11 protein-coding genes are annotated in these 15,179 nt (G+C 61.7%); 6 read left to right on the top strand and 5 right to left on the bottom strand.

Annotated elements, in window-relative coordinates; genetic code table 11:
- Positions 1-16: 16 nt before the first annotated feature.
- The gene (locus KFO72_RS05780) at positions 17-4,120 is read right to left on the bottom strand and encodes a P-loop NTPase fold protein (protein ID WP_224101218.1); all 4,104 of its coding nucleotides are present in this window, start codon (positions 4,118-4,120) and stop codon (positions 17-19) included.
- A 410-nt stretch (positions 4,121-4,530) separates the two neighbouring features.
- Positions 4,531-4,785, bottom strand: coding sequence for a hypothetical protein (locus KFO72_RS05775; RefSeq protein ID WP_225031621.1), 255 nt, complete (start codon positions 4,783-4,785; stop codon positions 4,531-4,533).
- 279 nt (positions 4,786-5,064) lie between these two features.
- Here KFO72_RS05775 and KFO72_RS05770 point away from each other — a divergent pair, with 279 nt between their 5' ends.
- The 3 genes from KFO72_RS05770 (at position 5,065) to KFO72_RS05760 (ending at position 8,096) form a co-directional block, all read left to right on the top strand.
- A complete protein-coding gene (locus KFO72_RS05770) occupies positions 5,065-5,496 on the top strand; it encodes a hypothetical protein (RefSeq protein ID WP_224101220.1) in 432 nt (143 codons plus the stop codon).
- Between the two features lie 1,132 nt (positions 5,497-6,628).
- The gene (locus KFO72_RS05765) at positions 6,629-6,958 is read left to right on the top strand and encodes an ArsR/SmtB family transcription factor (protein WP_054935229.1); all 330 of its coding nucleotides are present in this window, start codon (positions 6,629-6,631) and stop codon (positions 6,956-6,958) included.
- A 76-nt stretch (positions 6,959-7,034) separates the two neighbouring features.
- A complete protein-coding gene (locus KFO72_RS05760) occupies positions 7,035-8,096 on the top strand; it encodes an alkene reductase (protein WP_054935228.1) in 1,062 nt (353 codons plus the stop codon).
- A 72-nt stretch (positions 8,097-8,168) separates the two neighbouring features.
- On the opposite strand, the gene KFO72_RS05755 is transcribed toward KFO72_RS05760, so the two are convergent.
- On the bottom strand, positions 8,169-8,735 hold the full coding sequence (locus tag KFO72_RS05755) for a GNAT family N-acetyltransferase (protein ID WP_225031620.1): 567 nt from the start codon (positions 8,733-8,735) through the stop codon (positions 8,169-8,171).
- Positions 8,736-8,816: 81 nt separating this feature from the next.
- Between KFO72_RS05755 and KFO72_RS05750 the strand changes: the two genes are divergently transcribed.
- Positions 8,817-9,428 carry a LysE family translocator gene (locus KFO72_RS05750; protein WP_054935226.1) on the top strand — a complete coding sequence of 204 codons (612 nt, stop codon included), beginning with the start codon at positions 8,817-8,819 and terminating at the stop codon, positions 9,426-9,428.
- A gap of 30 nt (positions 9,429-9,458) precedes the next feature.
- Positions 9,459-10,613: an FUSC family protein gene (locus KFO72_RS05745; protein WP_062916354.1), complete on the top strand. Its 1,155-nt coding sequence runs from the start codon at positions 9,459-9,461 to the stop codon at positions 10,611-10,613.
- Between the two features lie 44 nt (positions 10,614-10,657).
- Here KFO72_RS05745 and KFO72_RS05740 read toward each other — a convergent pair whose 3' ends face one another.
- Positions 10,658-10,966: a hypothetical protein gene (locus KFO72_RS05740; RefSeq protein WP_054935224.1), complete on the bottom strand. Its 309-nt coding sequence runs from the start codon at positions 10,964-10,966 to the stop codon at positions 10,658-10,660.
- A gap of 42 nt (positions 10,967-11,008) precedes the next feature.
- On the bottom strand, positions 11,009-12,436 hold the full coding sequence (locus KFO72_RS05735; RefSeq protein WP_054935223.1) for a PLP-dependent aminotransferase family protein: 1,428 nt from the start codon (positions 12,434-12,436) through the stop codon (positions 11,009-11,011).
- Between the two features lie 193 nt (positions 12,437-12,629).
- Here KFO72_RS05735 and KFO72_RS05730 point away from each other — a divergent pair, with 193 nt between their 5' ends.
- The gene (locus KFO72_RS05730; protein WP_060603242.1) at positions 12,630-14,954 is read left to right on the top strand and encodes an FdhF/YdeP family oxidoreductase; all 2,325 of its coding nucleotides are present in this window, start codon (positions 12,630-12,632) and stop codon (positions 14,952-14,954) included.
- The last annotated feature ends 225 nt before the right edge of the window (positions 14,955-15,179 follow it).

The raw sequence follows: 15,179 nt of genomic DNA, 5'->3' as shown, positions 1-15,179 counted from the left end.
CCGGGCCGACGCGCGTCTAACTGTTTTTGCGAATCCGGTCCCCGATCCGCTCCAGCTCCCTGGACGGTCCAAATGCACCGGAGAGAATCGCGACGTCGCTTTCCGTCAGAGTTTCGATGCTCAGCCCCTTCAACGCAACGTTGCCGACCAGCCGGTTCGCCATTGCAGCTGCACCGCCCTTAATCGTTTCCGTCCCGAACTCATGGAACCGTCCCATCAGGCCGCGGGCCAGGTCCGAGCGTGCCTCGCCATCGGGTATCAGCTTTTCAATGGTCTGCGCGCTGTCGAAAATTGCGGCCGCGGTGGCCCCGCTGTCCTGCGCGCCCAAGGAACGTGGAATCAGGTCGACAAATAATCCTTTGCCAAATATCTCGGAGCGTGAAATGGCTTGTCGCCAGAGTCTCGTCCGTTGTTCATCAGCAATGGTGGCATCGGCAAGCAGGTCTTCCAGCAACGCACGTCCACTGTCATCCTGAGCAGAAAACCATACGTTCAAGGCCAGGTCTGCGTCCCCAGTGGCCTGAACGGCGCCGCGACGAAGCAGCGCAACGGTAACTGCCCGACGCACATCATCCGCGATGTACCGTGACACAACCTGCCATGCCTCGTTCAGTGTCGCTATCTGCCCCTGCTCGCTGGCATTCAACGTGCTCACGAGCGCATCAATCTGCTCGACCGACAGCTCGGGGTAGCGATGGAAGAACGGTAGCGCGAGACCCGGCTCGACCTTCCAGAGAGCGCATGCGGTCTCGATGAGACGCGCACGCCTGTCCTGCCCAACCACACCGCGGTCGAACATGTCGGAAACGGAGGCGAGCACATCGTCTTTCACTGCGGCCGCCTGGCTGATTGAAGTGGCACAGGCCTCATCAAACAGGACAGATGGGTCGTACGGCGCAAGCGTCGGGGCCCGCGCAGGCCAGCGACCGACCATCTCCCGATGCAGCAGCGCGTAGTTAGCCGGATAGTTTTTGGCCTGCTGGAAGAGCTGCTGCAGCGAGCTTCCAAGCGTTGAAGGTGTTGCGTGGGCAAGCACTTTTGCGATGGAGGGAAAGATCGCCTTAAGATAGTTCTCGTTCGCGGCCCGGTTGGCAAGATTGCTCAAGGCACTGTCCAGGTGCGCTCTGAATGGCGCGTTGCCCCAGCTGGAGGCGGGAAGCCCGGTGACGAACGCTGAGTAACGGTCTGCCATGGCAACGCCAATCGGGTCCGTGCTCAATATGGTGGTCACTGTGTTCGCGGCCGCGACCTTGAGGCTGTCATCCTCTCCGGGCAGAAGCTCCATCAGCAGCTCAAGACACGGCAACGGGAGGTCCGAAATAACCCGCGGTGCCCAGGTGATCAACACCGCCGTGGCCTTAGCTGTGTTCACCCGACGCAGTTGAGAGACGACGTCGCACGCGAGCCGGGCGTGAGCATCCTTGCGACTCCACGCCGTTGCAAGCTCGACCAGACGCTGCAGCGCGCCGTCGTCGAGCGACTCTATCCGCGCGACAACCAGCTTCATCAGTTCGGGGAATGCCTCATGGACATCGACCCCGGAACTGCTCTCCGCGAGGTCGTCCAGCAGGCGGGCGGCGAAGGCGCTGACGAATGATGAGATTTCGACATCCGTGGCGAACTCTTCGTTGGATACGGCGACCTGCCAGGCGGTTCTCACAGCAACCGGCTGGGTGAGCGCTATAAACCGGCACACCGTTGGCCACGTTGCGCGCCGTGCCTCTTCTCCGAGCCTCATCTGTCCGGAGAACACGCCGCCCGCACGTTGCATCGCGGCATGCATGTCGAACGCCGCTGGCTCTTCCTTTTCGAGTTCACCGGCAAGTGCGTCCACGTAGCGCGTTCCCAGTGCACTGGCGATGCTACCTGTGTCGACGGACAGCCACGCCTCCAGTTCGTCAAAACCAAGCTGTCTGGATGCATCGCGGACGCGGACATTTCGGGCCAGCAACCAGTCCAGGAACAGCGCATCTTCCCTCGCTTCCAAGCCCTGTTCCGCGCGCACACGGATCGCAAGCGCAACAATGATTTTCACCATCCCGACTGCCTCGTCCAGGCTCGGCGTCTGGCCAGAGTCAAGCCGGAGGCCTAGGTCGTCGTCGTCCACCATCACGTCGCCGATGAGTCGGGAAGTCACGGCGCGTTGGTCGGAACCTGACGCTTTGTCGAGCAGCCCTCTGATTCGTGCAGGGCCCAATTGCGCGCGCAGGTTCAGACTGTCGTCAAGCGTTCTGCAAAGCTCGTTTAGCACCTGTGCGAGAGGGGGATCGGGAATCCGCGCGATTACGTCCGCCATCACGCGTGCGCCGTTCGTGCGGCGCGCTTCCGTTTCGCCTCTCAGATCTTCAAAGAGGTTATAAAGGTTCTTTGCCTGCTCCACGCTCAATGGCGAAACATCATGGTGCCTGCCCAGTCCCTCCAGAACGCCGTCGGTGTCGCCGGATACGAATGCGTTTCGCAACGGGGCGATCTTCGGCCCCAGTCGTCGGGAGACGGGGTCTTCGGAGAGCAGTAGCAGGCTTTCCAGTGGCTGGGCCCATCGAACGCCCACGAGCCCGGCGAGAAACTGGCGTAGTGGCCGGTATTCCGGTCGAAGCTGCGGTTTCTGTTCAGCGGCAGCCTGCTGCCCACCCGAAGCGGGCTCGAACAGGTACTTGTCGGCGAGAATTCGCCGGATAGATTCCGGGCGCTCGGACAGACTCTGCCCCCTCACGACAACTTCTGTGAAGTGAAAGAGCAGTTCTGGGTCGTCTTGCAGTTCGCGATAAAAATCCGGGAAACTTACCTTCAGGGCCGACAGCGCGCCGAGCGATATGGGATGGTCGGTGACTGCTCCTTCGTGCAACCCGCCGGCGCGATCGCTGCCAACCCCGTCGGCTTCACGCTTCTTTGCCAGCCACCACGATTGCTCAAACGCGTTGACGATCTGCAGCGCATTTCGCGGATCTTGCACACCCGCATGAATCATTCGGTCAACAACGGGTGCCAGAGGCATACCGCGCGCCGCCAGATCGGCCGCAACGCCGCCCATACTTTCCAGCTTACGGGTAGCAAAGTCTCGCATGTCGTTACGCGGTGACGGTGGAATCTCCAGGCGGAACTGGAAGATCCGGTCAAGGTACCGCCGAGCATCAACCCGGTTGAACACTGTCGCGGGCAAGTCGGCCGAGCGCCGGCCTTTCGCCAACGCATCCGCGATCTTCCCTTCGTCGCACGAAATGACGAATACCAGACCCAGCCCCTCCGGCAGGCGATCTTTGGGAATTTCCATGAACGTGCGTACGCCGTCCAGACCGAGCACCATCTCTTCCGCCGACAACCTGTCCAGATCATCGACGAACACCACCAGCCGTTCGCATTTCTTCCCGCTCTGCCCGTCAGGGGACTCGTCTTTTCCGTTCTTGAAGCGGGCCAGCTGTCCAAGCAACATGTCCTCGTACTGCTCCGAACTGGTGCTGGGAAGCATCACGCGCGTCATGGCAGACGTCGCCTTCACTTCTGGTGGTTTCACGTGCTTAAGCACGTATCCAAAAAGAATCGTCACACACAACGTCAGCGTCGCCTTGGCCGCGTCATGACCGGCGCCGAGGACCAGGTTGCCGACCGCGAGAATGATGATGAACGCGGTCATTACCGCCAGCACAGCGGGAATCGGCAGTATCCAGGAGCGTAGCGTTTCCCAGAAGTATTGGAGCGTCGGTTTGGGCTGCTCCGTCACATGGCTGATCTGGCGGAAGAGCCGGTCCTGCAGGTTTTCCTCATGCCCTCCGAGCTCAAGGAATACGTGGCGCAGGAGTGCCCGCTTGATGTCCTGGTCGCGCCCGCCAAACCTCCACGCATTGAAGGTGATGCACTGAATCTTCTCCGATCGCCTCGCGCGCTGATGCCTTGTGGCATCGTTTCGAAGCTCAGCCATGTACATCTCTTTGATACTGCTCTTACCCGTGCCCCAGCCACCGAGAAGGCCAATGCTGAATGGCGTCGGGTGATCTTCGGACTCAATCAGGCTGCGTAATGCGAGCGCGAAATGACGATGACCGAACGCGTCGAGTTGCGCGTCCGCGATCTCCCGGTCTAAAACTGACGGCATTTCGCTGCCGGTGGGAATTTCTCTTTTCATGGTCTTCTTTTAATAGCGTTGTTTTGACACGAAGATCGACCGAAAGCCTGCGCGATCCGGCTGTGCCCGCTTGATCCCGATCAAAACGAGCAACATGATTCACCCCCAAGGTCCCGCCCCCGGACCGGGTTGTTCCTGAACGATTTCGCCGTATGTGCGGTGTGCGCCCAGACATGGCTCACGGCATAATACTCCGCAGGAGGCCCCAACGATCGCGACGGCGCAACTGCCACGGCTCCCAGCACCGGCAGACCATCCCGGCGCCATAGCCACGTCGGCGTACACGTCAGTCGTGTCAGGCCATATTGACGTGCAGGCAGCTCAACATAGCGAGATGATCGTGCTTAGGCAAGACCCGGCCCCGGCCTGGGAATGGGTGAACATACCGTTCCCCCGAGGAACCGGCGCCGTTAATACGACGCGTCCATAACCTTGTGTAGGGGTGCCACTGCCAGTTGCGCGTCGTGTAATGGCCACCGCTTTTCCAAGACCAGCAACGCATCTTCAGCCAGAATCCATTCGCTCGATGTTTCTGCAAGAGCGAGTGCTGCTTCCACCGCGTAGTCGGCCATCTTTCGACTGGCTCGGGCCCGCCTCCGGCGCATTTGAGAAATGCTGCCATCCGTTGCACCATGCAAGTTGTGCGCTTGTGGCTGCGCTTCCATGACGCTCTCTCGAAGCACGCACCGAACGCGTCTTTCCTCGACCAACACAATTCGATTTAATGCGTTCTGCCGACGGGGCTGGCGCTGGCCGCCCCCCCCCGACCGCGACATCCGACACCCGGTTTCTGCGTGCGCCCAGCCCGTCGCCGCACCGTGTGTGCGCTCTTGATCTAGAATCGAGTTCATTGTCTGCATTCGAATGCCATCGACATAGGAACCACTGCGGATCGGGCTGTACGAGGCGGGAACTCTACATCATTGGTAGTCACAACTCTGTCCATGAACTCATTTACTGAGCCGGATCAGGCGGCAGTCGATTTCCGCATCGATCTGCTAAGAAAAGGCTGGCGAGATGATCAGGGCGTCGCCGCACTCATCGGAATCTCGCCACGTTCGACGCCGGAGCGAAGCGTGTCGCGGGCGCGCGATACTGGTTTGCTCCTCGGCGTCTGGTCCGAGCCACAGCATCGGTTTGTTTATCCGGAGTTCCAATTTGATAGGTTCGGCAAGCTGCGACCGGAAGTGGCCGAACTGCTTTCGATCCTACCCGATGATGGCGATCGTAGCGGGTGGCGACGGGCATTTTGGCTCTATTCGCCGCACCCGCTTCTCGACGACACGTTGCCAGCAGAAGTTTTTGCGAAAAATCCGGCATGGGTACTCGATGTGGCGCAACAGGAATTTGGCGGCGACCCCCTCGCGAGCTGGTGACGACGGAACGTGTTTGCATACGAAACAGACGATACCGACAGTCGAATTCCGATGGCTTTCCTAGCAGCGGACGCCCCCGATCGGGGGAAACCAAACCGCTCGGGCAAAGCGTTCTCCATGCGTCAAGCGTCAGCTCTCCTCTCCTCTCCTCTCCTCTCCTCTCCTCTCCTCTCCTCTCCTCTCCTAGCCGAGTGTCGCTTAATCTCATCGAAAGTTAGAGGAGGAGCCCGGTGTAGCATGCCGTTGCACGCTGAGCCGACCTCCTGGGCGTCACGGAATTTTTCGGGTGCGTCTGCCGTATAACATCGACTCCCGTCGACTCCCCAATCGCGCGAACTATGTGGAGACGTGCAGTGGCTTCCCCGAAGCGTTGGACCACTAAGATTCAGGACTCCGCTGATGGCAGCGGAGACGACATTCTGCAGCTCCCTGACAATATCTGGATCGAATTGACGGCCCTAGATGAGATGAGGACGGATCGATTATGTCCAGGATGAAATTCCGCCGGAAACCGATTGGCGGATGGCGATGGGAGAACTCAGCCAAGAACATACCCCTTCAGCATGCGGGTTCAGCTGCGTGGCAGTAAATCTAACGCGAACCTTCCCCAAATCTCGTCTGATACGTCCCGCAATCCGCAGAGCGTTGTCTTGGCCATAAGCCCACAGGAAGTGGGCACAACCGCTTCGCGGTCGCATAGCCACACGCCAGCCGCGTTGATGTGCGAACAAATTGCCGTCTGGCATACCCGACCAAGCTTTATCGAAACAATCTAGCAACGCCTCACGCCTCCCAACAAGTGCAGCCTTTTATTTCGCAAACCTAATTTATATTCTCCCACCTAGTTGGAAAGTCCCTGCGATAACATCGAGCGTGAGCCGCATACCACACCGGAGGAATTATTCAATAAAAACAGTCCCCTACCGGCGATTTTCATAATGCGGCATCGGAAGTTCAGGCCTTGTTGTGCGAAATAAATAGTTCGGCAGAAGTGCAGGCCTTTATGCACGCCCAGACTATCACCCCCATTGTCTGTAAGGCCATCCACACATATCGTTAAATTCCGATATAAGATTCGGTCCATAGCGATTCAGACGCCGACGTTCCGGCCAGAGAGTCTGTCCGCTGTTTCATGAGCACGAAGCCCAACCCGAAGACCACTGATATCGACATCGACGCGATCCACAAGGCGCTGGCCAATCCGGCGCGTCGCGTGATTCTTGCGAAGCTGCGCGAGCCGGAAAAGTATTTCCCGGAGCAGGAGCTTTCGTACGAGCACGGGGTCTGCGCCGGACAGTTCGACGATTGCTGTGGGCTGTCGCAGTCCACGGTGTCGGCGCACCTCGCCGCGTTACAGCGCGCGGGGCTGATCACGTCGAAACGCGTGGGTCAATGGGTGTTCTTCAAGCGCAACGAGGCCGTCATCGAGGCGTTCCTCGCACACATGAACGCGGACCTCTGACTCACGCCTGCGTCTTCGCCTTCCCAGAATGCAGTCTCGACACATCGGGCCGTGCGCCCGCAAGGATTGACACAACATGCCGACACTTTTCGACCCGCTCCAGATTGGCGATCTCACGCTGAAGAACCGTATCGTGATGGCGCCGCTCACGCGTCAACGCGCCGGCGATGTGCGCGTGCCCAACGCGTTGATGGCGAAGTATTACGCCGAACGCGCAAGCGCCGGCCTGATCATTTCCGAAGCCACCTCCGTGACGCCGCAAGGCCTCGGCTACGCCGACACGCCGGGCATCTGGTCGGATGAACAGGTGGAAGGCTGGAAGCTCGTAACGGACGCCGTCCACAAGGAAGGCGGCAAGATTTTCCTGCAACTGTGGCACGTCGGCCGTGTGTCCGACCCGGTGTTCCTGAACGGCGAACTGCCCGTTGCGCCGAGCGCAATCGCGCCGGAAGGCCACGTGAGCCTCGTGCGTCCGCAACGTCCGTTCGTGACGCCGCGTGCGCTCGACATCTCGGAGATTCCGGGCATTGTCGCCGCGTATCGCAAGGGCGCGGAAAACGCGAAGAAGGCGGGCTTCGACGGTGTTCAGGTGCACGGCGCGAACGGCTATCTGCTCGACCAGTTCCTGCAGGACAGCACCAACAAGCGCACCGACGCATACGGCGGCCCGATCGAAAACCGCGCGCGCCTGCTGCTCGAAGTGACGGACGCCTGTATCGACGTGTGGGGCGCGGATCGCGTGGGCATGCACCTCGCGCCGCGCGGCGATTCGCACACCATGGGCGATACCGATCCCGCCGCGACGTTCGGCTATGTCGCGCGTGAACTCGGCAAGCGCAAGATCGCATTCATCGCGGCACGCGAAGCGCTCGGCGACGATCGCATCGGCCCGCTGCTGAAGAAGGCATTCGGCGGCGTGTATATCGCCAACGAAAAGTTCACGAAGGAAAGCGCGCAAAAAGTGCTGGACGCGGGCGAAGCGGACGCTGTCGCGTGGGGCAAGCTGTATATCGCAAATCCCGACCTCGTGCGTCGCTTCGAGCTGGATGCGCCGCTGAACGAGCCGGTTCCCGCAACGTTCTATGCGCAAGGCGAAGCCGGCTACACCGACTATCCGGCGCTGGAAGCGGTCAACTGATCTCGCACCGCCCAGGACACTGACAGCCGGTAGCGCAACGAACGCGGCGGGAGCGATTCCCGCCGCGTTTTTTCATTCATGCGCAGCGGGTTTCACCGCGCGCCGCATGAACACGCGCTTCGTTTCATCCACGCCGCGCGCGATCCGCAGATTGCGGATACGCAGCAGCGCGGCATCGAGCTCATCGTCTTCGAGCACGTCAAAGCCGAGCCGCTGATAGTACGGCGCATTCCACGGCACATGCCGGAATGTGGACAGATCGACGTGCGTCGCGCCCGTCTGTCGCGCTCTTGCGTCGACCTGGTCGAGCAAGGCCGCGCCGATCCGCCGCCCCGCATGCCGGGGCGAGACGTCGAGCGCTTCGACATAGATGCGCGCAGGCAGCGTCGCGAACATCACGAAGCCGACGCATTCGGCTTCGCACTGCGCGACGATCACTTCCGACGCCCCCACCTTCTTCAGCACGAATGGCGCGTCCATCGGGCGCGCGGCCGCGATGCCCGTCAGCCCGACGCTGACGAAACGCTGCGCCGCCTCGTATTCGACGACGCGAATCGACGGGACATCTTCGGGTACGGCGGGCCGGTAGTGAACGACGGGCGGTTGCATCGGGTAGGTTGGCAGAGTCTCAGCGGACATATTGACACTGCTTGCCCGCGCAACTCAACCCGCCGCGCCGATATAATCCAGCCACGGACCCTTTCGCAGAGGAGTCGTTCGATGGCGCTTTCCGGTCTTCTCGTCTTCGCGCTCGCGCTGATCGTTGCCGCGGGCTCGCCCGGCCCGAGCATCGCGGCGCTCGTTGCGCGCGTGCTCACCAACGGCTTTCGCGATGTGCTGCCGTTTCTCGCCGCGATGTGGATCGGCGAAGCACTGTGGCTCACCTGCGCGGTCGCCGGCCTTGCTGTCGTCGCGCATAGCTTCGCGCTGGTGTTCGTCGCGCTGAAGTTCGCGGGCGTCGCGTATCTGCTGTTCCTCGCGTGGAAGATGTGGCTCGCGCCCACCGACGTCCACGAAAGCACGCTGCCAAGCGGCCAGTCGCCGTGGCGCATGTTCGTCGCGGGCTTGATGGTCACGCTCGGCAACCCCAAGATCATGGTCTTCTACCTCGCGCTGCTGCCGACCATCGTCGACCTGTCGCGGGTCGGCACGCTCGCGTGGCTGGAACTGACGCTGACCATGCTGGCCGTGCTGATGTCCGTCGATTTCATCTGGGCGCTTGCCGCCGTCAAGGCGCGCGCGCTGCTGACCAGCCGCCGCGCGGTGAAGATCGCGAACCGCACCAGCGCGGCGATGATGGCGGGCGCCGCGGCCGCCATCGCCACGCGCTGAACTCGCACACTCCATCTCGACGAGGTTCGCATGCGCGCCCGCATGTTCACGCAGATCGGTCGAGACGCCGTGTCCGCGCTCGGCCGCGAGCTGGCCGCCTGGAAGCCGACGCCCGAGCGCGCGCTGTTCGGCGTCGAAGCGGTGATCTCAGTGGTGCTGTCGGTGGCGCTCGCTCATCTGCTGCATCTGCCGTATACCTGGTGGGCCGCCATCAGCGGCTTCGCCGTCATGCAGACGCGTTTCTCGGCTTCCGCGCAACGCGCGCTGCATCGCGTGCTCGGCACCATCCTCGGCGGCCTGCTCGGCACGCTGCTCGGCCCGGTGATCGGCGATCGTCCGTGGCTGTTCGTGCCCGTGCTGGGCGTGATCGGCGCGATCTGCGTCTATCGCGGCAATGGTTCGTCGGCGTCGTATGCGTGGGTGCTGGGCGGCATCACGTGGGTACTGGTCACATTCGAGGCACACAAGCTGATCGCGTTCGGCCCGACGGCGTCGTTTGCGATGTTGCGGGTCGCCGAAGTGTGCGTCGGCACGTTTGCATGCCTGCTCGTGTCCGGCGCGTTTCATATCGGCATCAGCTGGTATGAGCGGCGCCGGCCCGCATCGAAAGTCGTCGCGGCGGCTGCCGCCACCGCGAACGCCCCGCCGCCCACCTTCGAGACCCTGCGCCACGCGCGCATGGTGCTGGGCGTGCAGGCGGGCATCGCCGTCGCGATTCTCGCGGCGCTCACCTACGCATTCGATCTACCGGGTTTCGCGCAGGCGCTCGTGACGACGATCGCCGTGATGATCCTGCCGCCCACGTCCGTCGTCGTGCGCTCGCAGAAGCCTGTCGCCGACAAGATGGTGCAACGCATGGTGGGCTGCCTGATCGCGGGCGCGGTCGGGATCGCGCTATTGCCGCTGATGCAAGGCCAGATCGTGCCGTCGCTGCTCGCGCTGGCTGCGGGCGTATGGGCAGGCTGCCACGTGCAGACGGGCAAACAGGGCGCGAGCTATCTCGGCCGGCAGTTCACGATCGCCTTCATCATGGTTTTCGTGCAGGACCACGCGTGGTCCGCCGATCCGCACGCCGCGCTGATGCGGCTGGCGGGCATCGTGACGGGCATTGCGATTCTCACGTGCGTGATGCTGCTCGCGTCGCGCCTGTCGTTCTTGCCGGTTTCGGAAGAAGCCACGCCGTAAGCGCCGCGCAGCTTGCTATGCAGCCCGGTGCGCCTCGACGCCAGTCAAGGCTCGCCGAACAGCGCCTCGCACAACTCCAGCCCTTCGCCCGTCAGCGACGCCGAGCCGCGCCCTTCCTCGTCCATCTGCACCACTATCACGCCCGCCGACTGCAACTGCGTGAAATAGCGCCGCAACGTGCTCATGGGGAGATCGGCGCGCTTGCTGATCTTCGCGAGCGACCACGGCTTGCCGGGCGATTCGCGCGACGCTTCCCATAGCAGCATCAGCAACTGCTCGACGGTGGGGTCGAGTTCGTGATCGTCGTCATCGTCTTCGCAATGCTTGTCGTGTGCCGCATCATTCGGATTCAAGCCGGTTCTCCTCTCGACTAATCGTCATCTCATTCGGTCAGCTCATTCGCGCAGGCTCGCGGCCGCCAGTTTGCCGACCGTCATCAGTGCGCTCTCGATTTCCGGCGACCATGCATAACTGTAATTCAAGCGGATGCAATGGCTATACCCGTTCGTGGTCGAGAACATATAGCCGGGCCCGACGGTAATGCCGTGCTCCAGCGCGAGCTTGTAGAGATGCATCGAATCGACGCTGCGCGGCAGCTCGACCCACAGCACGTAGCCGCCCATCGGATGCGACACGCGCGTGCCCTCGGGAAAGAAGCGCGTCACCAATGTCGTCATCAGTTTCGCGCGCTGCGCGAGGCCCTTGCGCAGCTTGCGCAGATGATGCTCGTAGCCATCCTGCTTCAGATACTCGGCAATCGCGAGCTGCGGGATCGACGGCGTGGTGAGCGTGTTGAGAAACTTGAGCTTCTCGACCTGTTCGCGGTAGCGGCCCGGCATCGCCCAGCCGATCCGGTACGCCGACGTGAGCGTCTTCGAGAACGACGCGCAATGCAGCACCAGCCCGTTCTTGTCGTAATTCTTCAGCGCCCCGGGATGCACGTCGCCGAAGTACAGCTCGTGATAAACGTCGTTCTCGATGACGGGTACATCGTGCCGCGTCAGCAGCTTGACGAGTTCGCGCTTCTTGTCGTCGGGCATCTGGAAACCGAGCGGATTCTGGAAGTTCGGCATCACCATGCACGCGGCGATCTTGCGCTTGTCGAGAATGTGGGCGAGCGCGCCGAGGTCCATGCCCTCGCGCGGATGCGTCGCCACTTCGATCGCGCGCATGCCCATGCGCTCGATGGCGTGCAGCATCGCGTAGAAGGTGGGCGATTCGACGGCGACCGTGTCGCCCGGTTTCGCGACCGCCTGCAGACACAGATTGATCGCCTCCGTTGCGCCGACCGTCACGACGATCTCGTTCGGATCGATCGCGATGCCGTTCTCCAGATAACGGCGCGCAATCTGCCGGATCAGGTCGGGATTGCCCGGCGGCAATTCATCGGTGACGCCCCATTGCGTCTTGCGCCGGCCTATCAAGTGCGCGTAGCGGTTGATCTTCTGGAACGGATACAGACTGGGATCGGGATACGGCGAGCCGAGCGGCACGGCCTCATCGCTGCCGATGGAGCGCAGCGTCGACAGCACGAGCCGGCTCACGTCGACCTGCGCGGACACGGCGATCGGCTTCGATACGTCCAGTTCCTGCACGGGCGGCGGCGCATCGTTCGCGCCGAGCCGCACGAAGTAGCCCGACTGCGGGCGGCTCTGGATCACGCCCTTGCTCTCCAGCATCAGGTAGGCGCGCAACACCGTCGTGATGGAGATTTGCCGGTGCTGGCTGGTCTGCCGCACGGACGGCACGCGCTCGCCCGGCCGGAACACGCCGCGCCGGATCTGCCCTTCGATTTCCTTCGCCAGTTCTTCGTAAAGCTTCAAGAGAGGCCTCTGCCGTAGGCACAGCGGACGGGCGTCCCGCCCAATTTTTGAGCACAGTTCACCGAATTCGAGCGTTTCAGACGATAACAGTCGCAACTGTACTCTTTTTCTATCGCACATTGTGTACACGCCGGGTACGCGTATTCCCCACTACCCTAGCCTCAACATCAAGCCACACCGGACACGAGAACACATGGACAAGACCATCACCAAGCCTGGCCGCATCGAGCCGTACACGGGGCCTGCCGCCGGATGGGGCGCATTGAAGTACGTCGCGATCAATCTCGTCAAGGAGAAGGTCGCCGGGGGCAAGTACAAGACGCTGTTCAAGCAGAACCAGCCGGACGGCTTCGACTGCCCGGGTTGCGCGTGGCCGGACCGCCAGCACGCGTCCACCTTCGAGTTCTGCGAAAACGGCGTAAAGGCGGTTGCCGCGGAAGCGACGAGCAAGCGCGTGACGCCTGAGTTCTTCGCGCAGCACACCGTCGACGAGTTGATGAAGCAGGACGACTACACGCTGGAACAGCATGGCCGCCTGACTGATCCGATGGTGTTCGACCCGCTGACGGACAAGTACCAGCCCATTTCGTGGGACGCCGCGTATCAGTTGATCGCGAAGCATCTAAAAGGACTCGACAGCCCGCATCGTGCGGCGTTCTACACGTCGGGCCGCGCGAGCAACGAAGCCGCGTTCCTGTACCAGTTGTTCGTGCGCATGTACGGCACGAACAACTTCCCCGACTGCTCGAACATGTGCCACGAGGCGACGAGCCGCGGCTTGCCGGCCACGGTCGGCATCGGCAAGGGCACGGTGTTGCTCGAAGACTTCGAGCACGCCGATACGCTGTTGATCTTCGGCCAGAATCCGGCGACGAATCACCCGCGCATGCTCAACGAACTGCGCGACGCCGCGAAACGCGGCGCGACCATCGTATCGATCAACCCGCTGCGCGAGCGCGGGCTCGAACGGTTTGCGAGCCCGCAGCACGTGGCGGATATGTTGACTTCGGGTGTGCAGATCGCGTCGACGTTCATCCAGCCGAAGATCGGCGGCGACTTCGCGCTGATCAAGGGCGTGGCCAAGCGCGTGCTGGAACTCGACGATCTCGCGGTCGAGCAGAACGCCGAGCGTGTGCTCGACGTTGCGTTCATCGACGAGCACACGGCGAACTTCGAAGCGTTCGCCGCCGATCTTCGCGAGCAGGAGTGGGAAGCGCTGGTCGAAGAATCGGGTGTGTCTCGCGAAGACATCGAGAACCTCGCGCGCATCTACGTGAACGGCAAGCGTGTGATCTCGACGTGGGGCATGGGCATCACGCAGCACAAGCATTCCGTGCCGACGGTGCACATGCTGTCGAACCTGATGATGATGCGCGGCAATATCGGCCGGCTGGGTGCGGGCCTGTGCCCGGTGCGCGGCCACTCGAACGTGCAGGGCAATCGCACGGTCGGCATCGAGGAGAAGCCCACCGACGCGTTTCTCGACCGGCTCGGCAAGGTATTTGATTTCGAGCCGCCGCGCGGGCACGGCTACGACGTGGTCGAGACGATCGAAGCGATGCTCGAAGGCCACGTGAAGGTGTTTATTGGGCTGGGCGGCAATTTCTCGATCGCGACGCCCGACACGCCGCGCACGTGGGACGCGCTGCGCGCCTGCGACCTGACTGTGCACATCACGACCAAGCTGAACCGGAGCCACCTGGTGCACGGCAAGGCGGCGCTGATTCTGCCGACGCTCGGGCGCACTGAAATCGACTTGCAGAACGGCATTGCGCAGGGTGTGACTGTCGAAGATTCGATGAGCATGGTTCACGTGTCGTACGGGATGAACACGCCTGCGTCGGGCAATCTCATGTCGGAAACGCGGATCGTTGCGCAGATTGCCGAGGCGACGCTTGGCAGCGCGAAGGTGGACTGGCTTGCTTACGCGAGTGATTACGCGAAGATTCGCGATGCGATCGAGTGGTCGGTCGATGGATTTTACGAGTACAACAAGCGGATCGAGCAGCCGGGCGGGTTTCATCTGCGGGTTGCTTCGCGTGAACGCGACTGGAAGACGGGGACGGGGAAGGCGAACTTCGTCGTGCATCAGATTCAGCGCGATACGCCGATCCAACGCGCGCGGAAGTTGCACGGTGAACGTGCGATGGTCCTGATGACGACACGGTCGCATGATCAGTACAACACGACGATCTATGCGCTCGATGATCGCTATCGCGGGGTTTATAACCAGCGGCGCGTCGTGTTTGCGAATGCTGCGGATATCGCGATGCTTGGATTCAAGCCGGGCGAATGGGTTGATATGGAAACCATCTGGGATGATGGGATCGAGCGGCGGGCTGAGCAGTTCCTGCTCGTTGAATATGATATTCCGCGTGGGTGTCTCGGGGCTTATTATCCGGAGACTAATCCGCTTGTGCCGTTGTCCAGTGTTGCTGATGTTTGTAATACGCCGACTTCGAAGTCGATTCCGGTTTTGTTGTCGGCGTGTTCTGCGCCTGCGGCGCGGGCGGCATGATTTTTTGGTTTTTTGGGTTTTTGGTTTTTTGTTGTCTGCGACGCTTTTGGTGTGGTTTGACTGATTTGATGCTGGCATCTGCGGTTTGTTAGCGTGCTTCAGGCGTCGCCCCTGCGCGGGGCGGTACCCTGCTTTGTCTTTGTGCTGCTGCTTGGTGTGCTTGGGTTGTTGCTGGCATCCGCGATTTGTTAGCGTGCTTCAGGCGTCGCCCCTGTGCGGGGCGGC

It is taken from the genome of Paraburkholderia sp. XV, from assembly GCF_020177535.1.
In the GTDB taxonomy this organism is placed as follows: domain Bacteria; phylum Pseudomonadota; class Gammaproteobacteria; order Burkholderiales; family Burkholderiaceae; genus Paraburkholderia; species Paraburkholderia caribensis.
The sequence above is the reverse complement of the archived record's forward strand: the minus strand, read 5'-3'. Positions and strand labels throughout refer to the sequence as shown.